The sequence below is a fragment of the Vibrio sp. J2-4 genome, from assembly GCF_021728155.1.
Taxonomy (GTDB): domain Bacteria; phylum Pseudomonadota; class Gammaproteobacteria; order Enterobacterales; family Vibrionaceae; genus Vibrio; species Vibrio diabolicus.
This window is the reverse complement of record NZ_JAKKCN010000003.1, coordinates 364,907-391,888: the sequence shown is the minus strand read 5'-3', so window position 1 is coordinate 391,888 and position 26,982 is coordinate 364,907. Positions and strand designations below refer to the sequence as shown.

Annotated in this window: 20 protein-coding genes and 1 pseudogene; 10 read left to right on the top strand and 11 right to left on the bottom strand. The window is 45.5% G+C overall.

Translation table 11 applies throughout. From position 1 onward, the window contains the following. Positions 1-6: 6 nt before the first annotated feature. From L3V32_RS11965 to L3V32_RS11950, 4 genes are all read right to left on the bottom strand, one after another. Entirely contained in the window at positions 7-3,147 is a 3,141-nt protein-coding gene (locus L3V32_RS11965) for an efflux RND transporter permease subunit (protein ID WP_237284365.1), read from the bottom strand. Positions 3,148-3,149: 2 nt separating this feature from the next. Further along, positions 3,150-4,865, bottom strand: coding sequence for an efflux RND transporter periplasmic adaptor subunit (locus L3V32_RS11960; protein WP_005391256.1), 1,716 nt, complete (start codon positions 4,863-4,865; stop codon positions 3,150-3,152). Positions 4,866-4,968: 103 nt separating this feature from the next. Next, entirely contained in the window at positions 4,969-6,390 is a 1,422-nt protein-coding gene (locus tag L3V32_RS11955; protein ID WP_237284364.1) for a TolC family protein, read from the bottom strand. A 218-nt stretch (positions 6,391-6,608) separates the two neighbouring features. Next, positions 6,609-7,028 carry a hypothetical protein gene (locus tag L3V32_RS11950; protein WP_005391253.1) on the bottom strand — a complete coding sequence of 140 codons (420 nt, stop codon included), beginning with the start codon at positions 7,026-7,028 and terminating at the stop codon, positions 6,609-6,611. A 244-nt stretch (positions 7,029-7,272) separates the two neighbouring features. On the opposite strand from L3V32_RS11950, the gene fdhF reads away from it, so the two are divergent. The 3 genes from fdhF (at position 7,273) to L3V32_RS11935 (ending at position 13,109) form a co-directional block, all read left to right on the top strand. After that, positions 7,273-11,541 (top strand): formate dehydrogenase subunit alpha, encoded by a 4,269-nt coding sequence (fdhF, locus tag L3V32_RS11945; protein ID WP_237284363.1) that lies wholly within the window; start codon positions 7,273-7,275, stop codon positions 11,539-11,541. A 72-nt stretch (positions 11,542-11,613) separates the two neighbouring features. After that, positions 11,614-12,561, top strand: coding sequence for an endonuclease/exonuclease/phosphatase family protein (locus L3V32_RS11940; RefSeq protein ID WP_237284362.1), 948 nt, complete (start codon positions 11,614-11,616; stop codon positions 12,559-12,561). A 176-nt stretch (positions 12,562-12,737) separates the two neighbouring features. Beyond that, the gene (locus L3V32_RS11935; protein ID WP_005391248.1) at positions 12,738-13,109 is read left to right on the top strand and encodes a hypothetical protein; all 372 of its coding nucleotides are present in this window, start codon (positions 12,738-12,740) and stop codon (positions 13,107-13,109) included. A gap of 108 nt (positions 13,110-13,217) precedes the next feature. Here L3V32_RS11935 and L3V32_RS11930 read toward each other — a convergent pair whose 3' ends face one another. From L3V32_RS11930 to L3V32_RS11920, 3 genes are read right to left on the bottom strand one after another with little or no spacing between them, the layout of a single operon-like run. Then, positions 13,218-14,315 carry an ABC transporter permease gene (locus tag L3V32_RS11930; protein ID WP_005498311.1) on the bottom strand — a complete coding sequence of 366 codons (1,098 nt, stop codon included), beginning with the start codon at positions 14,313-14,315 and terminating at the stop codon, positions 13,218-13,220. Next, complete coding sequence (locus L3V32_RS11925) at positions 14,315-15,241, bottom strand: ABC transporter ATP-binding protein (RefSeq protein WP_047725664.1); 927 nt, start codon at positions 15,239-15,241, stop codon at positions 14,315-14,317. The genes L3V32_RS11930 and L3V32_RS11925 overlap by 1 nt, the downstream gene beginning before the upstream one ends. 4 nt (positions 15,242-15,245) lie before the next feature. After that, entirely contained in the window at positions 15,246-16,193 is a 948-nt protein-coding gene (locus L3V32_RS11920) for an HlyD family secretion protein (protein WP_053300641.1), read from the bottom strand. A 406-nt stretch (positions 16,194-16,599) separates the two neighbouring features. Here L3V32_RS11920 and L3V32_RS11915 point away from each other — a divergent pair, with 406 nt between their 5' ends. Beyond that, on the top strand, positions 16,600-17,634 hold the full coding sequence (locus L3V32_RS11915) for a lactonase family protein (RefSeq protein ID WP_237284361.1): 1,035 nt from the start codon (positions 16,600-16,602) through the stop codon (positions 17,632-17,634). 86 nt (positions 17,635-17,720) lie between these two features. Here L3V32_RS11915 and L3V32_RS11910 read toward each other — a convergent pair whose 3' ends face one another. Next, positions 17,721-18,512, bottom strand: coding sequence for a PhzF family phenazine biosynthesis protein (locus L3V32_RS11910; protein ID WP_237284360.1), 792 nt, complete (start codon positions 18,510-18,512; stop codon positions 17,721-17,723). 188 nt (positions 18,513-18,700) lie between these two features. Between L3V32_RS11910 and L3V32_RS11905 the strand changes: the two genes are divergently transcribed. Together L3V32_RS11905 and L3V32_RS11900 are read left to right on the top strand one after the other, a co-directional pair. Then, on the top strand, positions 18,701-19,234 hold the full coding sequence (locus tag L3V32_RS11905) for a YbhB/YbcL family Raf kinase inhibitor-like protein (RefSeq protein WP_025557905.1): 534 nt from the start codon (positions 18,701-18,703) through the stop codon (positions 19,232-19,234). A gap of 21 nt (positions 19,235-19,255) precedes the next feature. Next, positions 19,256-20,035 (top strand): helix-turn-helix transcriptional regulator, encoded by a 780-nt coding sequence (locus L3V32_RS11900; protein ID WP_114322868.1) that lies wholly within the window; start codon positions 19,256-19,258, stop codon positions 20,033-20,035. A 42-nt stretch (positions 20,036-20,077) separates the two neighbouring features. Here L3V32_RS11900 and arsB read toward each other — a convergent pair whose 3' ends face one another. The 3 genes and pseudogenes from arsB to L3V32_RS11885 form a co-directional block, all read right to left on the bottom strand. Then, positions 20,078-21,133 (bottom strand): ACR3 family arsenite efflux transporter, encoded by a 1,056-nt coding sequence (gene arsB / locus L3V32_RS11895; RefSeq protein WP_237284359.1) that lies wholly within the window; start codon positions 21,131-21,133, stop codon positions 20,078-20,080. A gap of 84 nt (positions 21,134-21,217) precedes the next feature. Then, positions 21,218-21,559 (bottom strand): helix-turn-helix transcriptional regulator, encoded by a 342-nt coding sequence (locus L3V32_RS11890; protein ID WP_005482591.1) that lies wholly within the window; start codon positions 21,557-21,559, stop codon positions 21,218-21,220. A 270-nt stretch (positions 21,560-21,829) separates the two neighbouring features. Further along, a pseudogene (locus L3V32_RS11885) lies at positions 21,830-22,693 on the bottom strand (IS5 family transposase). A 413-nt stretch (positions 22,694-23,106) separates the two neighbouring features. Here L3V32_RS11885 and L3V32_RS11880 point away from each other — a divergent pair. From L3V32_RS11880 to L3V32_RS11865, 4 genes are read left to right on the top strand one after another with little or no spacing between them, the layout of a single operon-like run. Then, positions 23,107-24,186: a phosphoribosyltransferase domain-containing protein gene (locus tag L3V32_RS11880; RefSeq protein WP_237284358.1), complete on the top strand. Its 1,080-nt coding sequence runs from the start codon at positions 23,107-23,109 to the stop codon at positions 24,184-24,186. Between the two features lie 5 nt (positions 24,187-24,191). Beyond that, positions 24,192-24,935 carry an HAD family hydrolase gene (locus L3V32_RS11875; protein ID WP_237284357.1) on the top strand — a complete coding sequence of 248 codons (744 nt, stop codon included), beginning with the start codon at positions 24,192-24,194 and terminating at the stop codon, positions 24,933-24,935. A gap of 7 nt (positions 24,936-24,942) precedes the next feature. Next, the gene (locus L3V32_RS11870) at positions 24,943-26,061 is read left to right on the top strand and encodes a cysteine protease StiP family protein (protein WP_237284356.1); all 1,119 of its coding nucleotides are present in this window, start codon (positions 24,943-24,945) and stop codon (positions 26,059-26,061) included. Further along, positions 26,058-26,933 carry an HpcH/HpaI aldolase/citrate lyase family protein gene (locus L3V32_RS11865; protein WP_267136662.1) on the top strand — a complete coding sequence of 292 codons (876 nt, stop codon included), beginning with the start codon at positions 26,058-26,060 and terminating at the stop codon, positions 26,931-26,933. The genes L3V32_RS11870 and L3V32_RS11865 overlap by 4 nt, the downstream gene beginning before the upstream one ends. Positions 26,934-26,982: the final 49 nt, after the last annotated feature.

Genomic DNA, 26,982 nt, shown 5'->3' with positions numbered 1-26,982 from the left:
TCGTTGTTATTTATCTTGGTGTTGAGTTGATTTCACTTCACGCTGTTTCCACAGCTTGAAGATGGCAGGTAACACAAGCAGCGTTAACAGCAGGGCAGAGGCCATGCCACCAATCATCGGTGCAGCGATGCGTTGCATCACTTCAGAGCCTGTCCCCTCGCCGTACATGATTGGAATAAGACCAATGATTACCGTTAATACGGTCATCATGACAGGCCGCACACGCAAGCCAGCGCCTTCGCGAATTGCGTCTGTAAGATCCCGTGCTTGAAGCGGTCGTTGTTTCTCTTCTGCATCCAGTTTTCGGTGGTGCCACGCTTGGTTGAGATACACCAGCATGATGACGCCTATCTCCACCGCAACGCCGGCGAGGGCGATAAACCCAACCCCCACGGCAATAGAGAAGTTGTAGTTCAGATAATGCATCAGCCATAAGCCACCAACCATTGCTAAAGGCAGCGTCAGCATGATGATCAGCACCTCACCTACACGGCGAAAGCTGAAGTAAAGTAGCATCATGATGATCGCAATAGTGATTGGTACTACGACACTTAAGCGGTCTTTGGCGCGTTCCATGTATTCGTACTGACCTGACCAAGCCAGCGAATAACCCGCAGGTAATTCAAGTTGATCTGCTACTACTTGTTGTGCTTCCACTACGTATGAGCCTAGGTCACGACCTTCGATATCCACGAAAACCCAACCGTTTGGACGCGCGTTTTCGGTTTTGATCATCGGTGGACCATCTTCATAACGAATATCTGCCACGTCTGCGAGTGCGATGCGTGCGCCGTTGGGGGTTACCAGTGGTAGGTTTTGCAGTTTAACAACCGAGTCACGGTAGTCTTGCGGGTAGCGGACGTTGATAGGGTAGCGCTCTAGCCCTTCAATGGTTTCTCCAACATTCATACCACCGACAGCGGTTGAGATGACTTGCTGAACGTCTTTGATGCTCAATCCATATCTCGCAGCTGCGCGGCGTTTGATATCAATCGTTACGTAACGGCCACCCGCGACACGCTCCGCATATACAGATGAGGTACCGTGAACGCTATTAAGAATAGGTTCCAGCTGAGCACCAATTTTTTCGATCTCTTTCAGGTCTGGGCCTGCGATTTTGATCCCAATTGGCGTTTTAATACCGGTCGCCAGCATGTCAATACGCGTTTTGATCGGCATTACCCACGCGTTGGTTAGCCCCGGGAACTGCACGAGATTGTCGAACTCTTTACGCAATGACTCAGTGGTCACACCTTCACGCCATTGGTCATGAGGTTTGAGCTGAATTACCGTTTCAATCATGGTGAGTGGTGCAGGGTCGGTGGCCGTTTCTGCACGGCCAATCTTGCCCCAAACCGTTTTAACTTCCGGTACGGTTTTGATCAGCTTGTTCGTTTGCTGAACCAACTCACGTGCTTTACCGATGGAAATGCCCGGGTAGGTGGTCGGCATGTACATCAAATCGCCTTCATCCAATGGTGGGATGAACTCGCTACCCAGTTGACTGGTTGGATAGTAAGCTGACGCCATTAGGCCTAAAGCGATAACGATCATACTCTTAGGGTACTTGAGGCTGGTATTCAGCAACGGGCGATACAGCGCAATTAAGCCTCTATTTACTGGATTCTTATGCTCTGGTAATACGTTGCCACGGATGAAATACCCCATTAGCACAGGTACGAGGGTAATTGCCAAACCTGCCGCAGCGGCCATGGCATAAGTCTTAGTAAAGGCGAGAGGGGAGAACATCTTGCCTTCTTGACCTTCCAGTGCAAACACTGGCACAAAGCTTAACGTGATGATAAGCAGTGAGAAGAACAGGGGCGCGCCCACTTCTTCAGCGGCTTTGCCAATCACTTGCCAGCGGTTCTTATCCGTGAGAGGCGTTCGTTCAATATGCTTGTGAACGTTTTCTATCATTACGATGGCACCATCCACCATAGCACCGATGGCTATGGCAATCCCCCCGAGCGACATGATGTTGGCATTAATGCCTTGAGAATGCATGACGATAAACGCGGATAAAATACCGACGGGCAAGCTCAGAGCGATCACCAAAGACGAACGGATGTGAAATAGGAAGAGGGCACAAACAATCGCCACGACGATGAATTCTTCCGCCAATTTCTTCCACAAGTTTTCTACGGCAGCGTTAATCAGCGTGGAGCGATCGTAAGTAGGCACGATTTCTACACCATCCGGTAAGCTGCGCTGTAAATCTTCCAGTTTGTCTTTAACTTTTCTGATGACTTCACTCGCATTTTCGCCGAATCGCATGACAATAACGCCACCAACCGCTTCACCTTCGCCGTTAAGCTCAGAGATGCCGCGACGCATTTGCGGACCTAAGTTGATGTCTGCAATGTCGCCCAATAAGAGCGGTGTACCTTTCTCTGTCACTTTGAGCGGGAGTGATTCAATATCCTCAATACTCGTTAGGTAACCTGTAGTGCGAACCATATGTTCCGCTTCCGCTACTTCAACAACAGAGGCGCCCGTTTCCTGATTGCCGTTTTGGATCGCCATGTTCACTTGTTGCAGTGTCAGGTCGTAAGCACGTAGCTTAGCTGGGTCAATCTGAACTTGATATTGCTTCACCATACCGCCAACGGTTGCGACTTCAGAGACGCCATCGACGGTTTGCAGCTCATATTTCAAGAACCAGTCTTGCATACTGCGTAGATCAGCAAGATCATGGTTGCCAGTTTTATCTTGCAGTACATAGCTGTAGACCCAGCCCACACCCGTTGCATCTGGTCCTAATGTCGGTTTTGCACTCGGTGGTAATTTAGGTGCTACTTGGCTTAGGTACTCTAAAACGCGCGAACGTGCCCAATACATGTCGGTATCATCGTTAAAAATGATATAAACATATGAGTCACCAAAGAATGAATAACCACGAACTGTTTCCGCTCCTGGTACGGCGAGCATGGCGGTGGTTAGCGGGTAAGTAACTTGATCTTCAACTACTTGAGGTGCTTGGCCTGGGTAGCTTGTTTTGATGATCACCTGAACATCAGAAAGATCCGGAATGGCGTCTACAGGTGTATTCTTTACACTGTAAAGTCCGGTTAAAACAAGCGCTAAGGTTGCGATCAAAACCATGAAACGGTTTTTGATCGACCAGCGGATTATTGCTCCAATCATAGTTAGCCCTCAACCGCTTCAAGTTGCTTCAAGACGTAGTCAGCTCCTTGTTTTTCAACTAGAAATCGGACTTTCTGACCCTCTTTGAATCCGGATAGATCCACTTCATTACCTACAGAGAAGTTCATCTCTCCTGCCTCCCAGTTCCATTCTGCAACTGGGAGGTGGTTGAGAGTTATCATCCCAAAATCCGCCATCAACATGCTGATATCTCCGGTAATCCATACGTCAGTCACGACAACGCTGTCATCGGCTTTGTAGTCAACGACTTCATATTGACCGGACTCTGTTTTCTGAATTTCAAACTCGATAGCTTGGCCTTTTTGCAGAGTGCCCACATCAACGTCATCTGCGAGGGTAAAGTTCATGACCATACCCGGCCAATTCCACTCTGCTACGGGCTGATGATTAATGGTCAACATACGGTGATCTTTCATCACATCGGTAATTTCACCCTTAGCCCAAACTGTTTCTACTTTGGCTTCAGTAGGTGATGAAATACGGGATAGATCAGCCGTTTGGCTCGATTCCGAATCCAACATAAAGTGCGCAGAGGTTACGATGCGATCATCTTGAGACAGACCTTGCAGCACCTCGATTTTGTCGTCGGCTTCACGCCCAACTTTGATGCGCGTTGAGCGGTATTTACCATCGCCTTCAGACAACACGACTCGGGTCATACCGCCGGATCGAATAACGGAAGACTTAGGAATCGTCATAACTGCGTTATCAGTGACTGGTTGAAGGGCAATGTTGGCAAACATATTAGGTTTAAGATCGCCATTCGGGTTAGGGAACTTGAGGCGTACACGCAAGGTACGAGTTTTAGGATCCAGAATAGGGTATACGTAGTCGACAACCCCTTTCCATTCATTGCCTGGAATAGCATCAAGCGTCATAGTGGCGCTACTTCCTGCTTTCATCCAGTGAGCTTGGCGCTCAAATACTTCGGCATCCACCCATACGTTTTCAAGTGGGCCCGCGCTGATTACCGCTTGAGCAGGGGATAGGTAACCACCTTCACGAACGTTCAAACTCGCGATGACGCCATCTTCCGGAGCTTTAATTTCAATAGTTTGCGATGCTTTCCCGCGTTGAGTGATGGCTCTGATTTGAGAACGATCAACACCCAGTGTCACTAAACGTTCTGTCGCGCCTTTCACCAGGCCATTACGCCCAGTTCGGTAGGCGTTCAGCAGCTCTTCTTGTGCTTTGACTAGCTCAGGCGAGTACAGCGTGAACAGCACATCGCCTTTTTTGACCTTTTCACCCACGGCATTGATGTAAAGCTTTTCAACCCAGCCGGCCACGCGAACGTTGGTTTGCCACAAATGGCTTTCGTCAAATGCGATATAGCCGACAGTTTCAATCCGAGGTGAAAGTTGCTCTAAAGAGACTTGAGCGGTTTTTACACCTAAGTTGTTTTCAACTGATGGGTCAATTTTTACCGTGCCGGGTTTGTCTTGTTCACCCGCGAGATCTTCAGCGTACACTGGGATCAAGTCCATGCCCATTGGCGATTTGCCCGGTTTGTCGCGCTTATAATTTGGATCCATTGGAGCAACCCAATAGAGTGGTTCGTTTGAGCTGCTTGCAGCGTTAGCGCCTGAGCCACTCATGTCGTGGTTTGCACCAGATAGGTACTGATTAACGCCAAACCCTAGTGCCCCGCCAACAAGCAGAGCGATGGTTGCTATCTTGATTGAATTTGAACTCATTCCTAATTCCTTATTTTCCCCATGAGGCATGACAGCGATGTTGATTGTTTATTGGTGTGCATTCGCCATCGTCCCCAAACTTGGGTTCTCTCATGTTTTTGTTTTAGTTCGCGCTTGCTTCAGGCGTAATGTTGGGTGCGGATACTTGATATTCGAAACCACCCAATAAAGCCGCTAAGTTGCTGTTTACGATGTTTAAATCGGTAATAAGACGTTGCTGTTCGAGCTTTAGCGCCAGCTCGTCTGTGCTTGCCATGATCACGTCGTTAAACTGTGCGGTGTTGTTTTGATAACCCCTTTCTACCGCGTGAATACGAGCTTGAACTTGGGGAAGTAAGGTGGATTGATAACGCTCTAAACGCTGACTCAAGTTGGCGCGATCAACCAGCAATGTGTTGACCTTCGCGTTCATCTGAGTCAGTAACGTATCTTTTTGTGAGCGAGCAGCACCCACTTGATACTGAGCGGCGGCTAAGTTGCGGTCTTGGCGATTGCCAGTGAACAGGGGAATGTCCATTGTTAGATACGCGCTCACCAAATCCGATGCAGGTTCGCCTTTCATATTGTTGGCTTGACGATAGGCGTACATCACTTCCACACCGAATTGAGGCGTGTAAGCTTGCTCTGCAATGTCCACTTGAGTTTCATTGGCAGAAATACTTACGTCTGCCATTTTCACCATCGGGTGATCACTCAACTGTTGGTAGTGCTTGGTCGTTTCGCTATTTGCAGACAACTTTTGGTTTAATGACGCCCAAGTCAGTGTGTTGCTGGCTTGAAGTGTTGAGCGTCCGTTTTGGGTATAGGTATTGAGCCAGTCAGAGCCCAGCCATTCTGAGAGTTGCGAGACCAAACGGCGCTGCATTTGTGCGTTGGCTTGCAGCTTTTCATCCAACTTACTCACTTGAAGCTGTGCATTCAGTAAATCTTGCGCTTCGCTTTTGCCGATTGAGTAATTGGTTTGAATGAAGTTTTCCATCTCCGTCATGAGCCGACGGTTTTCTAGCAAAATTTGCTCTGCTTTCTGCTGATAGCCCAACTCCAACCAAAGCTGAGTCATGCTGTTTGCCACTTCAAGCTCCCGTGCGTGAACTTGCAACGACAAACCATCGGCTTGTTGATTGGCTTTCTTTTGTTGAAGGTCGAGCGTCGAGCCTCGTTCGAACTGTTGCATCAAACCGACGGAGATATTGGTCATCGGATCCTCGTCAAATTTGAAGCTATCGACAGGCAAACCACCAAAACCGACTTTCAATTTCGGGTCCATCAAGGTTGCGCTGGCTACGCCTGTTTCACGCATTGCTTCCGATTGAGCATAGAACTGCTTACGGTTGCCATCGTTACTCAACGCAACGCTAATGAGGTTTGCTAGCTCATTGGTTGACTGAGCTTGGATTGATTGAGCTTGCGCTTCTTGTTGTGCTTTCGTATTGGCTGGCGATTGTGCCACCACATTGAAAGCAGGTAGGGCAACCAGAGCCAGTGAGCATACTGGTGCCACTAAGCGATTTGGGTTGAATTCCATAATTTACATCCAAATTGATACCAAGCTCTTTTGCGTTTCGGGATCGATTGAACCGAGCGGGAGAGCGTTGGTATTTGCCAAACGGATGACGCACTTTTTTATCGCTAAATAGCAGGTAACAAATGGAGTTACGAGCGAATAGCTGAGGTGAGCACGCTATCAGTTGGGCGCAAAGAAACTGCCTGCAAAGCGATGCAGGGTCGAATGCTTTGTATGGATTAAACTATCGGAGGCCGATACAAATCATGGGTGACTTGTACCACTGGTGCGGTAATTTCTGAGGCAATGGATGCGCGACAAGCCAATGGGGAGAGCTGGCTGTCAGTGACTGGTAATGGGACAAAAACGAATGAGCAAGATGCTGTACAGCAATTGTGGATCATACCGGAGCCATCAACACAGCTCATGGTAATCTCTGCAGAGTCGGAGCTCAACGATGAGGCCATCTCCATGCTCATACTCGGGGAGCCGCAGTGATCGTTCTCGCTTGCCATTTCCGTCATGTGAGCAGACATCATGGCATCACTCGACATCATTTTTAGGCTCATTAAAGGCGCACTATTTACCACGCTAGATACCAGCAGTATCAGCGTTGTACATAACGTTAGCCAAATTGTATGCAATGATTTCAGACGCATACGGTTTCCAGTCAAAATGAGCTTATATATCGAGTAACCCTTAAATAATAAAGGTTACCCTAGGGGTAAAGTCAAGGATTATACCGACCCCACTTCGAGATAATGAGTTCTACATCTTAAAGTCAATTGGACATATTAATCGCTAAGAAATATCTCGCTAGTGAGTTTTTTGTCACACGAACTTTCCATGGTAGGGGTTATCCTTATAGAATGTAAGGTTTAGTGTGCCTGCTTCGGGGGTTGTATGATAGAAATTGTCATCGATGGAAAATATAGAATTGTAGAAGAGGGGCTAACCCTTCTGGAAGCAGCCAAAGTGTGCGGGGTCGAAATCCCTTCACTGTGCGGAATGAACAAAAGTAACGAGAAAATTCCGTGTGATTTGTGTGTGGTCGAAGTGGAAAGTGGCGGAACTAAGCGCGCCTGTGATCTCAAAGTGTACCGCGGTCTCAATGTCGTCACACAATCAGAACAACTTAGTGAGCACCGCAGAAAAGCGCTCAACCGAATCATGACGGACCACTACGCAGACTGTGAAGCTCCATGCAAAACGGCGTGTCCTGCTGGGGTAGACATCCAATCTTATCTCTACCATATCTCGCAAAACGATCATCAAAAAGCGATTGAAGTTATTAAACGCACACTACCAATGCCGTTATCGATTGGGCGTGTGTGTCCGGCATTCTGCGAAAGTGAGTGTCGCCGTTCTTTGGTGGATGAGCCGATTGCCATTCGCCAACTCAAACGCCATGCCGCAGACGCAGATTTAGCGGCGCATGAAGCGTATGTCCCAGAGAAAAAACCAGCGAAGCATCGCAAGATCGCCGTTGTTGGTAGTGGCCCCGGTGGCTTAACGGCAGGTTATTACTTGTCGAATGAAGGTTATGACGTCACCGTATTTGAGTCCATGCCAAAAGCAGGCGGTTGGCTACGCTATGGCATTCCTGAATATCGCCTACCCAAAGACATTCTAGACAAAGAAATCGAACTGATGTGCCGCAACGGCATGCAAGTTGAAACCAACAAAAAGCTTGGTGTTGATTTCACGCTGTCTCAATTGAGTGAAGACTACGATGCTGTCTGTTTGGCAGTGGGGGCGTCTCAAGCGGTAGAAATGAATTATTCTGGTAGCGACTTGGACGGTTGTTATCTCGGTGTTGATTACCTGAAAGATTACGTTACAGAACAAAACTACGTTACGGGCAAAAAAGTTGCCGTGATTGGTGGTGGTAACACTGCGATCGACTGTGCGCGTACGGCGCGTCGTGCGGGTGCCGATACCACTTTGATCTATCGTCGAACTCGCGACGAAATGCCAGCCGAAGACTACGAAATCGTCGAAGCTGAACATGAGGGCGTGAAGTTCCATTTCTTAACGAATCCGGCGGAAAACATCGCGGATGAAAACGGCCGCGTGAAGGCAATTCGATTAGAGCGAATGGCGTTAGGTGAGCCAGATGCGTCTGGTCGTCGTAGCCCGAAACCAACGGGTGAGTTCTTTACTGAAGCATTTGATACCGTGATTGCAGCGGTATCGCAAAAGCCGGATCTCAGCTTCTTAGAAAACGATGATTTGTCTATTCCACTAACACGTTGGAACACATCTGAGTCCGACTCGCAAACCATGCACACGGGTACGGGCAATATCTTCAGTATCGGTGATTTTCGTCGTGGTCCTGCGACAGCGGTTGAAGCAGTGGGAGATGGGCGAGTTGCGGCAAAAGCGATTGATCTGTTCCTCCATGGCGATATGGCGGACATGCCGAAACCTGCGTTCAACTCTCGTAAAGAGAAAAAACTGGCGCAGGTTGACCCACTTCATTTTGAAAACATCCAAAAAGTTGCTCGTTCAATCATGCCAGAGTTGACCCCAGCGCAGCGTGAGCAGAGTTTTGCTGAAGTGGAACTGGGCTTTGATAACGAAGAGGCCATGAAAGAAGCGGCGCGCTGCTTAGAGTGTGGTTGCCAAGCGAATACCGACTGTGCCTTGCGAGATTACTCAACGGAATATCATGCCGAGCAACATTTCGATGTTTCCGTGGACGTTTCCTCTGCTAGCGTGATTGGTCATCAAGATTGGCTCGATTTGCGAGCGAAAGATCTTCGTCACAAATACGAAGTAGACCGCAGTTCTGAGTTCATTGAATTTGATGCTAACCGCTGCATCAGTTGTGGTCAGTGTATTCAAGCATGCCGCGAGCAAGCGGTACATGGTGTGTTGAGTTTTGTGTCGGATAAAAATGGCCGACCAGCTTTAAGACCAGATGATCGTCCACGATTCCGCTCCGATGAAAAAGGCGTAGGTTGCAGCGGTTTGACGCTCATGGGCGATTCAAAATGCGTGCAATGTGGGGCGTGTGTTCAGGCATGTCCAACGGGCGCGATGGTGGACAGCCGTGACCGCTCTCAAGGCAGAACCGAACATTTAAAAGCCGTCGATACCATTTGTACCTATTGTGGTGTGGGTTGTAAGTTGACCATGTTTGTCGATGAGCAACAAAACAAAATCCGCTGTGTAAAAGGGGCGGATTCGCCGGTTAACCAAGGTATGCTGTGCGTGAAAGGCCGTTTTGGTTTTGATTTCATTAGCAGCGAAGAGCGTTTAACGACACCACTGATTCGTAAAGATGGTTGGTTGCAGCCAGCAAGTTGGGACGAAGCGATTCAGCTAGTGGCTTCGAAGCTTTCGACCATCAAGCAAGATTTTGGTAGCAACGCACTGGCCGGATTCTCTTCAGCGAAAACTACTAACGAAGATAACTACGCGTTTCAAAAATTCATCCGTCGTGAACTTGGTACGAACAACGTTGATCACTGCGCACGTTTGTGTCACGCATCAAGTGTGACAGGGCTTGAAGCATCGTTGGGGAGTGGTGCGATGACCAACGACATTCCAAGCATTAAGCATTCCGATGTGATCTTTATTATCGGTTCTGACACCACATCTGCGCACCCGATCATCGCTTCGCACATCAAACAGGCGATTCGTCATCACGGGGCGCGCTTGATTGTGGCAGACCCGAAACGAGTAGACATGGCCGAACATGCAGAGCTGTACTTGGCGCATCGTCCGGGTACGGATGTTATGTTGCTCAATGGCGTGATGCAGCAAATCATCAAAAATGGTTGGTACGATCAAGAATACATCGAAGAGCGCGTCGACGGCTTTGATACCTTGCTTCAGGAGGTGATGTCGCCAGCGTACAACCTCGATAAAGTTGAGTTAGTAACGGGCGTAAAAGCGGACGATATTTTCGCGATGGCGCGAATGATTGGTACGGCAAAACGCACGGCGGTGTATTACTCAATGGGTATTACCCAGCATACAACAGGGCACGACAACGTTCGTTCGATTGCAAACCTGCAATTGTTGTGTGGCAACATCGGTATTGAGGGTGGTGGTATTAACCCACTGCGCGGTCAATCAAACGTACAAGGTGCGTGTGATATGGGCGCATTGCCGAACTGTTATCCGGGATATCAAAAAGTGTATAACCCGATTGTTCGTCAGAAATTCGCGATTGAGTGGGATGCGCCGAACTTACCTTCTGAGCAAGGGCTTACCCTAACGGAAATCATCGATGCGGCGTGCAAACGAGAAGTTCGCGGGATGTACATCATGGGCGAAAACCCAGTACTGAGCGATCCAAACCAAGCACACGTGATTGAAGGGTTGGAAGCACTCGACTTCTTGGTCGTGCAAGACATCTTCCTCACCGAGACGGCGCAGTACGCCGATGTGGTATTGCCTTCTTGTTCATTTGCGGAAAAATCCGGTCACTTCACCAATACTGAGCGACGCGTGCAGCGCGTTAATGCGGCAGTGAAAGCGCCGGGTGAGGCGAAAGAAGATTGGTGGATCATTCAAGCGATCGCAAACGCGATGGGCAGCGATTGGCATTACCAGTGTGTTTCTGAAATCACTAGTGAGATCGCGCGTGTAACGCCGCAATATGCAGGGTTGCGTTGGGACGCGATCACGCCGAACGGTGTTCAATGGCCAAGTAACAAGAACAATCCAAACGGTACTCGTATTATGCACCAAACCCAATTTACCCGAGGGAAAGGGCAAATGGTGGGCGTGCCGTTCCGCTATGCAGCCGAGTTGCCTGATGAAGAGTATCCTTTGGTGCTTACAACAGGGCGTGTGCTAGAACAGTTCCACACCGGTACGATGACACGCAAAACGAAAGGGTTGGATAATCTTGCTGGGCCAAGAGCGATGATCAGCGTTGAAGATGCTGAAGCAATTGGTATCCATAATGGTCAGCGCCTAAAAGTGTCGACTCGTCGTGGCAGCATCGAAATTGATGCGTTTGTGACCAAGCGAATGCAAAAAGGCGTCGTGTTTATTCCTTTCCATTTCGTTGAGTCGCCAGTTAACCGATTGACGACTACGGCAACGGACCCGCATGCGAAAATTCCTGAATTCAAAGTCGCAGCGGTGAAGATTGAAATCAGTGAAATGGCCGCTCAACCAGAGCCTGTCGAGGAGGCGGTACACTACGTCTAACATCAACGCTTCACGCACTGGCGAGTTGAGAAATTGCATTTAAGCTTATGATATGTAATAGCGAAACGAGCAGTGCGTGTGCCGAGCGTTTTTAAGTGGATCATATTGCTTCTACCCGCTCTTATTTGGCTGGCGGTCAGGCAAATTGAACATATTTGGTGGGCGGAGAATCTTACCTCGATTCCCGCCCTCATTGTGTTCACTTACGTTGCTTTAGCATCGGCGTTTTTCATCACTCGTCGATGGTTGCAAAGTGCATTTTCCGCCTTTGTCGCTATTTTGTTTGTCTCGTTACTTGTTCCGTCGCAGCGCAGCCATGTGGCGTCTTGCTCGCACTCGTTGAGCGTCATTCAATTCAATCTTTTTTACGAAAACTCGGACATCAATCAGTTCATCAACTATCTGTTGAGGCATCCTGCTGATTTGGTGGTGATGCAAGAGCTGACGCCGCGTGTTGGCAGCCTTTTGCACATGTTGGATGATGTCTATCCGCATTATTATGGTGGCCAACGTGACGTAGGGTACCCATCAAATTTGATGATTCTTAGCCGACACCCGATCACGGAGGTTTCGGTTTATCGTGCGCCAAATGGACAAGAAGTCATCAGAGCGGTTTGGTTGCCTAAAGGTCAAGCACCGATCACTTTGTTTGCGGCTCATCCACCGTCACCAAGAACCAGCGAGCTTTGGCATCAAAGAAATGCGCTGGTGCGAACTATAGAAATGCTGACCGCGCTTTATCCCGAGCCAGAGGTGTTGGTTGTGGGGGATTTCAATCTCTCCTCGGTTAGCCCTCGTTTTGCTACGCTGTTCCCGAGTTTTCAAACCGCGCCAGTGACGAGCTGGCCAACTAACATCAAAGGCATCAACGTGCCAGAGCCGATGATGATAGGTATTGATCATTTGTGGCTAAAATCTGAGCAAGGACAGCGAATCATCTGCTCTCGTGAATCCTCTGCTTTACCACAAGGCTCAGATCACCGCATGGTGACAACCCAGATCGGTGTGCATATTCCATAGTTAAAGCCCTTAGAATTTGTTGTGTTGCATAAGTTAAACCTGTGCTGAGCTTGTCATAGAATTGACTCTCTCTGACTGTTCTCTGTTATTTGAGCAAGTTCCATGACCTAAACTTTGCTCGCTTCCTATACTGAACTAACGAAGCAGGATTTTTATAACAACAAGAGGCAGCTTGCATGACAAGAACAACCTCATTTGCACTCGTTTTATTACTGATGTGCGCATACTTTGGTTACAACCGTTATTACGTGTATCCGCAGCAGTTGGAAACACAGGCCAAATCCATGTTGATACAAATGGCAAATCGCGAAGAGTGGATGGATGTGTTTGAGATGATGAATCGCGTAGAGGCGCACAAAGGGCATTTAGAACTCGTGGCCGATGTTACGTCTTCTGATGGCAAACGTGCTTACAGTGAAGGCTTTATTACCTATACCGATCGTGAAGGTGTCGTCTGTAAACAGGTGGTGTTTAACTTTAAAATCAACTCTTTGAAAAACTACAGTATTTCAGACTTACGAGACTGCTCGTACGGCGAATATTATTAAGGTGAGTTGCTTAGTTAAGTCCGGTAAAACTAAATTTGAATATCCAAACAAAAATAGCCTCATTGTCGAGGCTATTTTTGTTTCTGCGGAAGAGAAAAATTGGCAAGTTTAATCGAGCGATTTCTTAAACCTCAGTGACGCAACGACCAATCCAAATACGGTAAACCCGAGCAACCAAAGGGTATCTCGCCATAAGTCCATCAGATCCGCTCCTCGCAACACTATGCCTCGAATCATGCGCATAAAGTGAGTGGCGGGCAGGGCTTCTGAAATCCACTGTGCTGCGACTGGCATGCCCTCGTAAGGGAACATAAATCCAGACAGCAGAATTGAAGGCAGAAGAATGAACACCGTCATTTGCATGGCTTGAAGCTGAGTTGTGGCGATGGTGGATATGACCAATCCTAAAGTTAAGCTGGCGGCGATAAACAACAAGGTTCCAAACAGAATTTGGCTGATGGCACCGTTAATCGGTACGCCGAAAATCCAATGTCCCAACCCTAGAATGATGAAAACCTGAATTAAGCCGACAAAGATATACGGTACGATTTTCGCCACCATTAGCTCTATCGAGTGGATGGGCGTGGTGATCAATAGCTCCAAATTTCCCCGTTCACGTTCTCGTACAATCGCGGCACTGGTGAACAAAATCATCGTCATGGTGAGAATCACACCGAGTAAGCCGGGTACGATGTTGACCGCAGAACGACGACTTGGGTTGTAGTAGAGTGCGACTTCGAATGTTTTGCTTGGCGCTGGGCGAATCTCGAAATCAAAATCGGTCAATGGCATGGTTTGCAACGACAATATTGCTGAGCTGATCATGGTATCTGACCCATCCACAATCCATTGCCCAAGCTCTCGACCTTGCATCATGCGTTGTGTGAGATCGCTTGGTAAAATCAGCACGGCGCGCACAATACCATCTTGAATCGCTTGTTCGGCCTCTTGCGCGGTGGCATAGGTTTCTTTGATATCCACCACTTGAGTGACTTTTACGGACTGGGTAATGATCCGCCCAGCGGTGCTGCCACTTTGGTCGACAACACCTACCGGAATGTTGCGAATGTCCGTATTGATTGCGAAGCCAAACAGCAAAAGCTGGATAAGCGGGATCATCACCACCATGCCAAACGTGATTCGGTCACGGGAAAGTTGGCGAATCTCTTTGATCATGACGGCTTTCATGCGGGCGATAGGTTTCATCATTGGCGGCCTTTCCCTGTCACGCTGACAAAAACATCTTCTAAGCTTGGGCGAGCGTGGTTCATTTCAGTGTTTTGAAGTTCGGGAAACGTCTGCTTTAACCATTCAATCGGTTGCTCGACATGCTGGTGGATAAGGATGCGTAAACGAATCCCCAACTGCGCCGCAGAGCGAACTTCGTCACGTTGAATCAGCTTTTCTTTGAGTTCACGAAGTTTGTCGGCTTTCACCTCAATGATATTAACGCCCATCTGTTCCATTAACTGTTCGGGCTCGCCATCGGCACGAATTTCGCCCGATTCCATGATCGCCAGACGGTGGCAGCGTTCCGCTTCGTCCATGTAATGCGTGGTGACCAAAATCGTCGTACCTTGATCGCACAAGTCGAACAACTGCTCCCAAAAATCGCGTCGATTTTCGGGGTCAACGGCGGATGTCGGCTCATCCAAAAATAGCAGTTCGGGTTTATGCATGGTCGCGGCGGCGAGTGAAAGACGCTGCTTTTGTCCGCCACTCATGCCGCTTACGCGCTGTTTGCGCAATTGATCCAACCCGTAAGTGGTGAGCTGCTCTTCTATCCGCTCTTTCAGCGACTTGCTGCTTAAACCAAAAATTTGCCCAATAAATTCGAGGTTCTCTTGAACGGATAGGTCATCGTACAACGAGAACTTTTGTGTCATGTAACCAATTTTGAGCCGCAGTTGTTCGGATTGTTTTGGGATTTCTAATCCAAGCACATCCACACTGCCTTCGCTTGGACTGAGAAGGCCGGTGAGCACACGAATGGTGGTCGACTTACCGCAACCATTTGGCCCCAAAAATCCGTAAATGCTGCCTTTGGGCACGTTGAGAGTGATGTTATTGATAGCAGTAAAGTCGCCGAACTTTTTGACCACATTTTGAGCTTGAATTGCATACTCGGTCATTGGCTTACTCCACCAAATCTACTTGGGCAGGCACACCTGACGGCAAGGTTTTTGCAGACTCAGGTAAATCAACTTCTGCTAGATACATCAATCGTGAACGTTCTTCTTCGGTTAGTGCGAAGTAGGGCGTGAATGAAGGCTCACTAGCCACCCAACGAACGGTGCCTTGTAATGAACTCTCAAGGCCATCGACATTTACCGTCACGGTTTTCCCAGGAATAAACCCGATTCGATAATCGGCAGGAACATACACTCGCGCATACGGCACGCGGTTGGCTTGAATCACGGCAACCACACCGTTCACTGGTACGCGTTCGCCAAGATTGTAAGGCAAATTATCGAGCGTACCGTCACGCGTGGCCGTGATGGTGAGTTCTGCCAGTTTTTGCTCTTGCAACGCCACTTCGGCTTTTGCCGCCATTAAAGCGGCTTTAGCTTGTTCGATGTCTTCGAGGCGAGAACCTGCGGTGAGCTTACTGAACTCTTCTTTTGCTGAGTCTAATTCGGCTCTCGCCGAGTCCCTTGCCGCAAGAGCGGAATCTTTTTCGGATTGGCTGATGAGTTTTTTACGCACCAGTTCTGCTTTGCGTTGATAGTTTTTCTGCGCTTCGGTGAGCTGCGCTTCCGCTCGGGCTACGCGAGCCGATGCAGCAGCAATGTCTTCTGGGCGTTCACCATTGGTCAATTTAAGCAAATACGCTCCCGCTTTGGCTTGCTCTGCAACGGCGTGTGCAAGAACTGCTTGTTGATTCTTAGTATCGAGCTGAACCAACACTTCCCCCTCATTGACCAAGCTGCCTTCTTTGACAGGAAGGGCTCTAATTATCTCATTAGATGTGGCGGTAAACGTTACGCGGTCACGCTCTAAGGTGCCAAGCGCTTGGTGCGTGTTATCTTTTGAACAGGCGCTTAAAAGAGCAATAATCAATGTGCCAAAAATGATTCGCTTCATAGTGCGGTGCTTCCTTTGAAGAAGTAATGCATGAATAGATAACTTGCGAACGGGAGCGTGTTGATTGAGCCCGCCAACCCGTCGCTAACCGCCATCCATAACGATTTCTTTTTAGAGCTTAGCATTTTATCTACAAGCGATTCTTTTTAAATAGAGAGGCTTAGCGTTGGAACAAGCTTGTCGCGAGGTGGAATGAAAAAACCTTGAACGAGGTCAGGTTTTTCCTGATAAGTAAAATTAAATGCCCAGCGATAAACACTAGGCTAGTTGGGGCAGCAAGTTGTCACTTGATTCTGAATTAGAAATCACTTCACATTTTAAGTGGCTGATTCGTAAAATGGATTGCGGTCTGCCATGACAATAGGCAAGGTGTTGAATAATACGAATCACTCATATAAGGCCATCCATGACAACAACTGGTCACGTGCATTTTTATATTGGCACTTACACCAACCCACCGAGTACGAGCACGGGCATTGCGCGTCTATCGCTGAACACTGAAACGGGTGAACTGACTCGGCTTGACGATGTTGTAGTTCAACGTAATCCGTCCTATCTCACGATCACCGAACACGGGCTGTATACGTTTAGCGAAATGGATAGAAATGAAGGTGCAGAGCTCGCGTTTTTTCGCGGTAGTGAATCCGTCTCTTTGCCGATTAATGGCGATTATCCGTGTCATTTGGATATCAAAAAACCGTTGTTGGCGGTTGCTAATTATGGCTCTGGAAATGTTAGCGTATTTCAATTGGATCGCGATGGTAAACCGCTTGGTTTATTGGCGGATTTATACGTTGATGGATGCGGGCCGAATTTAGAGCGCCAAACTTCTCCTCACGCTCATCAAGTCACGTTTTTAAAGCACAGTCATCAATTGGTTGTCGTAGACTTGGGCAGCGATAGCGTCCTTATTTATGATTACGATGCCCAGCCGCCGGTTTTTTCACTGTCGCAAGTGATTCATTTACCCGCAGGTTCGGGACCGCGCCATGTGGTGTTTAACCAACAAGAGTCGACAGCGTATGTGGCTTGCGAACTGTCAGAAACCTTGATTGTGTTGGTTAAGCACCAAGATAAATGGCTTATCTCGAATCAAACAGAATTATTAGAAGGGGAAGATAATCAGCAAGCGGCGGCGGCGATTCGTCTTTCGTTAGATGAAACGTTTTTGTATGTCTCTTGCCGAGCTCAGAACAAAATCAGTGTGTTTGATGTGTCTGGTGATACGCCCAAAAGGCGAGCAGCCATTCACTGTGAAGGGGCTTTTCCACGAGATTTTGTGTTGTCTCATGATCAAAAGTGGTTGCTGGTTGCCAATCAACATTCCAACAATGTGGTGAGCTTTCGTCGCAATCCTCAAACAGGGGAAATTACTGCAACGGGTTATGACTGTGAGATAGGCTCTCCAGTGTGTATTGTCGAACACCTTTGTAACGATTAACGCAGAAGCAGCAGGAAATAGAAAAGCCTAGCGGGCGGCTAGGCTCTCAAGGATAAAAACAGTTAACGCCAATCTTCGAGGCACACTTAGACGTAAATTTTGCCTTTCATATACAACACACCATCACCAGATACTTTGACGCAATCCTCTTTGACTTCGCAGTACAGAACGCCACCACGCGCTGATGCTTGATACGCCACTAAAGATGCTTTGCCGAGCTCTTGCGCCCAATATGGTGCTAAGCCTGCGTGGATTGATCCTGTGACAGGGTCTTCATCTCCGCCGTTTGCTGGCCAAAAGTAACGAGATACAAAGTCGTATTGACTGCTTTTTGATGTGACGACGACATCGTAAGGGGCGAGTTGTTTCAGTTGGTCGGATCGATATTGAACATCGAAAACGGTTTGCTCATCTTCCACGATGACGAAGTAAGCTTGCGGGCTAAGCAGTACGTGTGTTACTTCGCAGTTTAATCCCTCAATTAATTGCGTAGGAACGGCGTTGACGGGGTGTGGTGCTCTTGTCGGAAATGTCATTTCAATCTTGCCAAGTGCGTTCTTAATTACGGTTAAGGTGCCCACTTTTAATGTGTGAAACTCAATACTTCCTGTAACGCCGAGTTGGTCGAACAACACCATGGAAGCGGCGAGCGTTGCGTGTCCACAAAAGTCGATTTCTGTGAGTGGCGAAAACCAGCGTACTTCATATTGATTCGTACCAATCGCTTTAACAAACGCGGTTTCAGAGAGGTTGTTTTCCGCTGCAATGTTTTGCATTCGCTCTGGTTCTAACCATTCTTGCAAGGGTACGACTGCGGCTGAGTTGCCTTTAAATTGCGTGTCTGTAAATGCGTCAACGACGTAGATATCCAGTTCCATTTTGTCTTCCTTGTTCTCTGAGCGGTTGGTTAGCATAAACCAGATGCAACTCAGAGAATAAGAAATTTATGTTTGAATCTTAAAGTATCAAAATAGACGATGGTTTTATATTTTGTGATACTTATTGATGTATCTTGGCTTGGGTTGATGAATAGACTTGAATTGAACTCATTGAAAGGAATAAACACATGAAAGCGATTCACAAGTCTGTTTTGGCCCTTAGCGTTTTAGTTATCGGCTCTGCCCATGCTTTTGAACTAACGAGCAAAGATATTCAAGAAGGTCATCCAATGGCGAAGACATTTGAATATTCAGGTTGGGGATGTGATGGTGCGAACCAGTCTCCACAACTGATGTGGAAAGACGTTCCAAAGGGTACAAAAAGTTTTGCGATTACCGCGTACGATCCTGATGCACCAACAGGCAGTGGTTTTTGGCATTGGATAGCGTTTGATATTCCAGCCTCAGTTAACGAGCTGCCTCGTGGCGTTGATATCAGTAAGCTAGGCGGTAAGGAGTCTCGTATTGATTACGGTACTACTGGTTTTGGCGGCGCATGTCCTCCAGAAAAAGATGGTATGCACCGCTACCAGTTTACCGTTTGGGCGCTGCCGAGTGATAAGTTGAACTTGGATGAGAACACGCCAGCGGCGGTTGTGGGATTTACGTTGAATAGTGTCGCATTGGACAACGCGCAGTTAACCGCGACTTACACGCGATAAACAAATACTTAAGGGGAGAAGATGGGGCATCAATATCAAGTGACGCTGTTTCGTGCGGAGCAGCAGCAAAAGCTGCGTAACGTCAGGATTCACTCCCCGAGTATTATCCAGATCATTAAAGGGAGTAAGCGTCTGTTTTGGAAAGACGAAGCGTTTGATATTCTTCATCCTAACATCATGCTTTGTGAAGCAAACGCTTCGCTGAATTTTGAAAACCTTCCTCAACAAGGGCGTTTTCTCTCACGAATGTTCAGTTTTCACTGTGTACCTAGCGTTGAAATGTTAGAGCTGAGTATGAGTAATGCATTGGGAAATTATGTCCCAGCGGTGGAGACAGACAAAGCACTGCAAGCGACATTAAATGCCTTGTTTTCTTTTGAACGGGAAAGTTTAAGTGAAGCGACGCAACGTTATTGGATGATGGGGTTGTATCAGCAGCTAGCAGAGCGAGGACTATTGCATCGGCTTTTCTCGAGTTCCAATACCTCGTTCAGTCAGAAACTCAGCCGCTATCTGTCACGCTCTCCGGGCGATGACCACCCTTTGGAATTTGTTGCTGAGCGCTTTGCTATGAGCCGAGCAACGTTGATACGCAAACTCAAGCAAGAGGGCACTCAGTATCGCGAAGTGCTGGCAGAAGTGCGCTTAAATCACGCACTCTACCTGATGCAAAATGGTTCATACAACGTTGCGTTACTCGCGCAGTTGTGTGGCTATCAATCGGAAGGGCGTTTTAGCCAACGATTTAAAGGGAAGTTTGGTTTAACGCCCAGTGAGTACATAAAAACTGTCGTCAGTTAGTACTTAATATTGCTGTTTGGCTCGATCTTTATGTTTCCAATTTTAGCTCTGGTATTTGGTTTTCATCCTCAGTGCGACGTTAACCAAAGCAATCAGAACAGGAACCTCGATTAGCGGACCAATCACGCCAGCGAATGCTTGATCGGAGTTCAGGCCAAATACAGCAATGGAAACCGCGATCGCCAGCTCGAAGTTGTTGCCCGTCGCCGTAAAAGCGATGGAGGCATTTTTATCGTAGGGGATGCCCATTCTCTTCCCGATAAAGAAGCTGGTAAAAAACATCAATACGAAGTAGATCGCTAGTGGGACTGCCACGCGGAACACATCCATTGGTAGCTGTAAAATCATCTCTCCTTTGAGGCTGAACATCAGCAAGATGGTGGCGAGCAAAGCGATCAAAGTAATGGGTGAAATTCGAGGAATAAACACATCGTTGTACCACTTCTCACCCTTTGCAGCGACTAACCATTTACGACTGAGAAAACCAGCGAGGAACGGAATGCCTAAGTAAATCAATACGCTTTCCGCAATGTCTCCCATGGAAATATCAACCACAAAACCTTCATAGCCAAAGAACGGTGGAAGTACGGTGATGAATAGCCAAGCCATAACGCTGTAAGTCAGAATTTGAAATGCGCTATTTAATGCCACCAAGGCCGCGCCATATTCTTTGTTGCCGCCGCCAATATCATTCCACACTAAAACCATAGCGATGCAGCGTGCAAGGCCAATCAAAATAATACCGACCATGTAACCTGGATGATCACCAAGAAAGGTTAAAGCAAGAACGAACATCAGGATTGGGCCGATGATCCAGTTCATAACCAGAGACAGCGTGATGGCTTTTTTATCTCTCGTTACCGTTCCTAATAGACCGTAGTTCACCTTGGCGAGTGGTGGGTACATCATCAAAATCAAACCAATGGCGAGCGGTACGTTCGTACTACCAACGGACATTGTTTCGTTCCATTCTGCTACTTGCGGGTAGACTGCGCCTATCCCCACGCCGATGGCCATTGCGACAAAAATCCAGACCGTTAAGTAGCGGTCAAGAAAGCTCATTTTTTCACTGGCACTATTTAAAACTTCAGTCGTCATAGTGGTCTCTATTCGTTTATCGTCGAAAGGCGATGTATTAAGTTATAGTTTATCTTTGCGCGCGTGGAAAGCGCGCAACGTGTCTTAGCTAAATAAACCGGAAAACTGAGCGTTAAACGCGTTCAGTTTTTCACGTTGAATACGGTAACAAACCTTTGGCGGGTTGGGTTCTGCACTGATAAACCCGGCCTGTTTTAGAATGCGTAAGTGTTCTGATACAGTCGATTGCGCTAAACCTAACTCAGAGACTAAATCGCTATTTAAGCAGCCACCCATGGTGTCTAAAGTGTGAAGAATATGCAGAATGCGTAAGCGAGCAGGATGAGACAGCGCTTTCGCTTGAGCGGCGAGTGCTTGTTCTTTATCGAGTTGTTGTTGCGTGGTTTCAAAAGCAATTTGGCACGTTTCGTTGCATTTGTTGCTCATGAGCAGACCTTTATAGTTAATCGTCGAATTACGATTAAGTGTACGTGTGCTTTTTATACGGCGCAACTGTTGAAAGGAGAATTGAAGATAAGCGACGTCAGAAATAGTGAGGGATAATTTCTAAAACATATTTGTTTAACTAACAATGAATTAGGTCAAACTCTGCTAGGTTACCATAATGAACAATTATCGACGTAAGCGTTTTTTTCGTCTCTGTGTAACGAGCTAAGGCTTTGTTGCTGAGTGGACGCTAGCTAAATCGTATACCTCTTAAACGATATACTGAGTTTCGGGTATACCTATCCCAGTTAACTTGTTGAGGTCTTTGAGCATAGTGTAAGTCTCCCGACTTGTGCATTGTAATTCCGAAGAGTGAGTTATGCTCCAAGTAACTGTTTCAGGCGATACATAGCGGTTTCGGACAGTGAACGTCTGTGGTAACCATGCTTCTGTTTCCACTTTTTGTTCGACCCATAAAGTTTCTGGCAGCCACCCGCTAAATTGCGTGGAAGCGCCGTTTCCCCAGAAGGTTGCTCTCTCGCTCGGAGGGATTAGAAGTATCGTTTTCTTAACCCTAATTTCCCTGTGGAACTCCCTTGTCTCGTATGCGCTATCTCCCGAGAGCTCCTTGATGGCTCGGCGTATTGTTTGAACATATTGGGGAGTACTTCCGCATCTGTCACGCCTGATAGTGTCAGCTCAGCTCCAATAATTTCATGAGTATCGGTATCAACAGCAAGATGGAGTTTACGCCGGACTCGACGCTTTCCGTCGGCTCCATACTTTTTCACTTTCCTTTAGTCCTCACCATATACTTTGAGTCCGGTCGCATCAAAGGCTAGGTGCTGAATAGTGCCTCGTGAAGAGGCTTTAAAGCAAACCTCGACATCCTTAGAGCGGCGACTTATACAGGTATAGTGGTGACAAACCAATAGAACATTCGCCAATCTAAAAACGGAGTCGATAAAGCTTTGCAACGTCCTTAAAGACAAGGAAAAATGTGCTTTACCATGACAACGGTTGTGATAGTTAGGTCACAAAACAATCGTGTCTACCACGTCTATCCTGCTTAGGTTGTTTCCACTCGGTTATCGCCTCTTCATCAATCCAAAACGTGAGTGAACCTAGGTTGATTAGTGAGTTATTTTACTTGCGCCAGTTAGTGGTTTTGTAGCGAGGCTTTGGCCTGATATTAAAGTAAGTGAATTCATGTCCCTGATCTGATCGTAAGTTTCTGATTTATTCTGCAACAAAGCCGTAAAAGTATTGAGCCTTCTCTACATTGAGGCTTATATGATTGAAATTACTTTTAATCTTCAAGAAGGATAAAAACTAAGACTTTTGGTGATTTTTATGACCCAAGCATATGCTTGGTATGCATAATCACCAAATTAGTAGCGTTTTAGTTCGTTCTGCAAGTTCTTCATATACATCTTTCATATTTATTATTATATTATTTTCATTTGTGACTATCATATTTTTATTCTTGTTATATTTATTATGATAGATTATTAACGATGAATGAAATTACTTAATGACTTATAATAATGAATAAATATCAAATAGAAATTAAAAATGGAACATTAAATATTAACTTATTTAAGCAGGTAATTCCTTTTAACAATCTATTGGACTTCGCTTCGAGAGAGAACCCCAAAAGAGGTTTTTTATTTGTTTCTAAAGTTTTAGGTAAACATATTTCAGTAAAACCAAGTACGATGAGAGCTACTTATGATTTACTTGTTTCACAGATTAGTAACGATATAAGTACTTTTGTGATTGGTATGGCTGAAACAGCGACGGGTTTTGGTGCTGGTGTAGCGGATAGTTTAGCTAGGACACAAAGTAGAGAAGTTTACTATCAGCATACCACTCGTTATGAGTGCGACTTACCAATTTGGTTTACGTTAGATGAAACCCATAGTCACGCTATTGATCATATTTTGTATCAGCCAAAGACAGAATTATTAGAACCTATTTCTAAGTGCCAGCGTCTTGTACTTGTTGATGATGAGATTTCAACTGGTCGTACGCTGAAGTTACTCGGTGATAAGATTCTACCAAAGATGCGATTTATAAAAGAGGTTGTAATTGTCTCATTAGTAAACTGGTTAAGCGAAGAAAATCGCACTCAGTATGAAGAATGGGATGTTCCAGTTACTCACGTGTCATTAATTGATGGTCAGTTTGACTTTCAAGCCAAGCATAACTTAAATCTCTCTCTCCCGGACAGAGTTGATGGAGACCTTGTCAAAAAGCCTTGTCGGGATGATTTAGGGCGATTTGCTATGAAAATGCCATTCTGTGGTCATATACCTGTACTAGATATTACTTTCCCGAGAACTGTTATCGGAGATGGAGAGCACCTATATTTGCCTTTCCTAGCTGCAGAGTTAGCAGAGTGTCGAGGAGGAGATGTGGTCTTTCAATCCACAACTCGTTCCCCGATTATGGTGGGAAATGCAATTAATACGAAAGAAGCTTTTCAGGTCGATAGCCGGGATGTAGAGCATTACATTTATAACCTTCAAGAGAATGAGAGGTTACCAGTGCTCTTTTTAGAAGATGAATCACATAGATCTGAGCATCAATTAGCCCAGCGTTTTCCTCCACTCGAGAGAGAGTAGTTATCATGCATACTGTGCTTTTTACAGATATTGATGATTGTTTTATGGCAACTAAAAGAAAGTTTTCAGAAAGCGATAACCTTTCTATTGCGTCATTAGATATTGATGGTCAAGCTCGTTCATTTATGTCAGAGAAACAGCGTACTCTTTTGGAGTTATTTATTGACACTAGAGCTACGATTATTCCAGTAACTGGGCGGAGTTATAACACCCTCCAAAGAGTTCAAGTAAGTTCATTATTTAAGTCGTGGATGGTCGTTTCTCATGGTGCGTTAATTATCGAACCTACCGGAAAGAAGTGTCAAGATTGGGTTGAGCATATTAACAATAAATTTCCACTTGGAATATGGTCTGATAAGTTGAAATTAATAAATGAAGAATTAAAAAAAATTATAAGTTCTAAAGGGTTTAATGCAAAAAGTTATATTGTTTCTGAGGATGAAATTGATTGCTATGTTTGTGTAAAATGTACTGAAGTTATAGATTATAAATTTATATTCGAATCAATAATTTCACAAAGCAGTATAGATTTAAATGATATGAAAATACATATTAATGATCGAAATATGGCACTTTTGCCACCTTATACTCAGAAAAAATTAGCTGTTGATTATTTAATCCGTCAATTAGATGAAAAGTCCTTAATCTTAACTATGGGCGATAGTCTATCTGATATTCCATTTATGAAACTTGCCGACTTTACATTGATGCCCACTCACAGTCAGATCGCAGATTCTTTATCTTGGTAATAATATTATGAGCTTATCTATATCTCCAATAGTAGGTAGTTATGATGATAACGACTGTCAGTTCCTGTTAGAGGTTGTCAAGTGTCAGTTTTTTTCAATTAGTGAAAAAGAAAATCTAATTCAGTCTGAAGGGATTCATTACTCTGAATTATTGAACAAAGAATCAAAACCATCAAGTAAATATCAAAAGTTGTTCTTTGAATTTACTGATAAGTATAAACATAAACTAGCAAAACACATTTTTTATCTCGCTAATAAAATTAATAGTAATCAAGTTGGAGATATTATCCTGGTTTCTTTAGCTAGAGCAGGAACACCAATTGGCGTTTTAATAAAGCGAGCATTAGAATATTATTTTAATAGAAAGGTTTATCATTATAGTATTAGCATTATTCGGGATAGAGGTATTGATTCGGTTGCTCTTGATTACTTATTAAAAATTAAAAAATACGATTCTTCTTCCTTAGTATTCATCGATGGCTGGACCGCAAAAGGAGTAATCACTGAGGAATTAAAGCGATCTATTTCCGTTTATAACAAGAGAAATAATACTGATATAAAACCATACCTCTATGTCGTCAGTGATACAGGTGGGATTGCCGACTATTGTGCTACGAAAGAAGACTATCCAATACCTTCATCTATGTTGAATTCTACAGTATCAGGTTTGATTTCGCGAAGCTTATGGCAAGATCCTAAAAAACAAGCTTTCCATGGTTGTGTGATCAATAATCATTTAAGAGAGGTTGATTATTCTCGATGGTTCATTGAGAAGATATCAGAATGTTTTTCAAAAAAGCTGTTTAATAATGAACTTGTTGATCAAAATGAGACAAGTGTAGATTTAGGTAAAACTAAAGAGTTAATAAATAGATTTACTTCCTTGTTGAGCATTAAATATTCTATTGAAGATGTAAACTATATTAAGCCTGGGATAGCTGAAGCAACTAGAGTCATGTTGAGGCGCGTGCCTTCTTTACTTATTGTTCGTTCAATAGACAGCAATAAAGTCAAACATCTATTGATATTAGCTGAGGAGAAAGGAGTCAAAGTAGAAATAGAATCGACCCTACTATTTGAAGCATGTGCACTTATTAAGCCACTTAATATAGAGACAATAGAATGAACATCTCGAGCTATTTTTCTTTGGGAGCAACATTGTATACTCCGTGTAATCACCCAAATCTAGAAACGTTGATGAAAGAGGGATTGGGATCTAAGAGTATGGTTTTTTGTACTGAGGATGCCATTTCTGAAAGTGAATTAGTTCAATCACTTGAGAGTTTAAGTGTTGCGATCGAGGGCTTAGATAGTTCGGGGACACAATTCAAAAGGTTTATTCGTCCCAGAACGCCAGAAGTTCTTGAAGAAATTATGCATTTTAGAGGGGTTGAAAAAATTGATGGTTTTGTTCTCCCTAAATATGATCTCAAAACATGTGATGATTATCATAGAGTATTAAAATGCCGCTCTATCAAGTTTAAACTAATGCCAACGTTAGAATCACTTGATGTGTTGGATATTTTTAAATTGCCGGAGGTTAGAAAAAGTTTACAGAATATCTACGGAGATATAACTTGCCTTCGTATAGGAGGTAACGATTTATTCAATCTTCTAGGTATAAAACGTATGCCAGGTCAAACAATTTATGAAACCCCCTTACGCTCGGTGATAGAGAGTTTAATCATCGCTTTTAGACCATACGGGTATGAGCTTTCTGCACCCGTGTTTGATATGCTCGATGACCATAAAACCTTGATAAGGGAACTTGCAATGGATGTGAATTATGGCCTTTTTGGTAAGACTGCTATTCACCCTCAACAAGTTAAAGTAATTGAAGGCTTTTTTAAAAATTATTCCAATACACATATCGATCAGGCTAAATCAGTTTTGGAAGATTCTTCTCCAGCTGTATATCAAATGAATGGACAAATGATGGAAATAGCATGTCACAGCAATTGGGCTAAACGAACTAAGTTTTTAGCTAATTCATTTTAGATAGCGTATGACCTAAATATTGTTGAGCAGTTTCTATTTAATATCGGAG

Excerpts from the sequence above, each read along its gene's own strand:
- L3V32_RS11965 (WP_237284365.1), bottom strand. The coding sequence starts at position 3,147 with ATGATTGGAGCAATAATCCGCTGGTCGATCAAAAACCGTTTCATGGTT.
- L3V32_RS11960 (WP_005391256.1), bottom strand. The coding sequence starts at position 4,865 with ATGAGTTCAAATTCAATCAAGATAGCAACCATCGCTCTGCTTGTTGGC.
- L3V32_RS11955 (WP_237284364.1), bottom strand. The coding sequence starts at position 6,390 with ATGGAATTCAACCCAAATCGCTTAGTGGCACCAGTATGCTCACTGGCT.
- L3V32_RS11950 (WP_005391253.1), bottom strand. The coding sequence starts at position 7,028 with ATGCGTCTGAAATCATTGCATACAATTTGGCTAACGTTATGTACAACG.
- fdhF (WP_237284363.1), top strand. The coding sequence starts at position 7,273 with ATGATAGAAATTGTCATCGATGGAAAATATAGAATTGTAGAAGAGGGG.
- L3V32_RS11935 (WP_005391248.1), top strand. The coding sequence starts at position 12,738 with ATGACAAGAACAACCTCATTTGCACTCGTTTTATTACTGATGTGCGCA.
- L3V32_RS11930 (WP_005498311.1), bottom strand. The coding sequence starts at position 14,315 with ATGAAACCTATCGCCCGCATGAAAGCCGTCATGATCAAAGAGATTCGC.
- L3V32_RS11925 (WP_047725664.1), bottom strand. The coding sequence starts at position 15,241 with ATGACCGAGTATGCAATTCAAGCTCAAAATGTGGTCAAAAAGTTCGGC.
- L3V32_RS11920 (WP_053300641.1), bottom strand. The coding sequence starts at position 16,193 with ATGAAGCGAATCATTTTTGGCACATTGATTATTGCTCTTTTAAGCGCC.
- L3V32_RS11915 (WP_237284361.1), top strand. The coding sequence starts at position 16,600 with ATGACAACAACTGGTCACGTGCATTTTTATATTGGCACTTACACCAAC.
- L3V32_RS11910 (WP_237284360.1), bottom strand. The coding sequence starts at position 18,512 with ATGGAACTGGATATCTACGTCGTTGACGCATTTACAGACACGCAATTT.
- L3V32_RS11905 (WP_025557905.1), top strand. The coding sequence starts at position 18,701 with ATGAAAGCGATTCACAAGTCTGTTTTGGCCCTTAGCGTTTTAGTTATC.
- L3V32_RS11900 (WP_114322868.1), top strand. The coding sequence starts at position 19,256 with ATGGGGCATCAATATCAAGTGACGCTGTTTCGTGCGGAGCAGCAGCAA.
- arsB (WP_237284359.1), bottom strand. The coding sequence starts at position 21,133 with ATGACGACTGAAGTTTTAAATAGTGCCAGTGAAAAAATGAGCTTTCTT.
- L3V32_RS11890 (WP_005482591.1), bottom strand. The coding sequence starts at position 21,559 with ATGAGCAACAAATGCAACGAAACGTGCCAAATTGCTTTTGAAACCACG.
- L3V32_RS11880 (WP_237284358.1), top strand. The coding sequence starts at position 23,107 with ATGAATAAATATCAAATAGAAATTAAAAATGGAACATTAAATATTAAC.
- L3V32_RS11875 (WP_237284357.1), top strand. The coding sequence starts at position 24,192 with ATGCATACTGTGCTTTTTACAGATATTGATGATTGTTTTATGGCAACT.
- L3V32_RS11870 (WP_237284356.1), top strand. The coding sequence starts at position 24,943 with ATGAGCTTATCTATATCTCCAATAGTAGGTAGTTATGATGATAACGAC.
- L3V32_RS11865 (WP_267136662.1), top strand. The coding sequence starts at position 26,058 with ATGAACATCTCGAGCTATTTTTCTTTGGGAGCAACATTGTATACTCCG.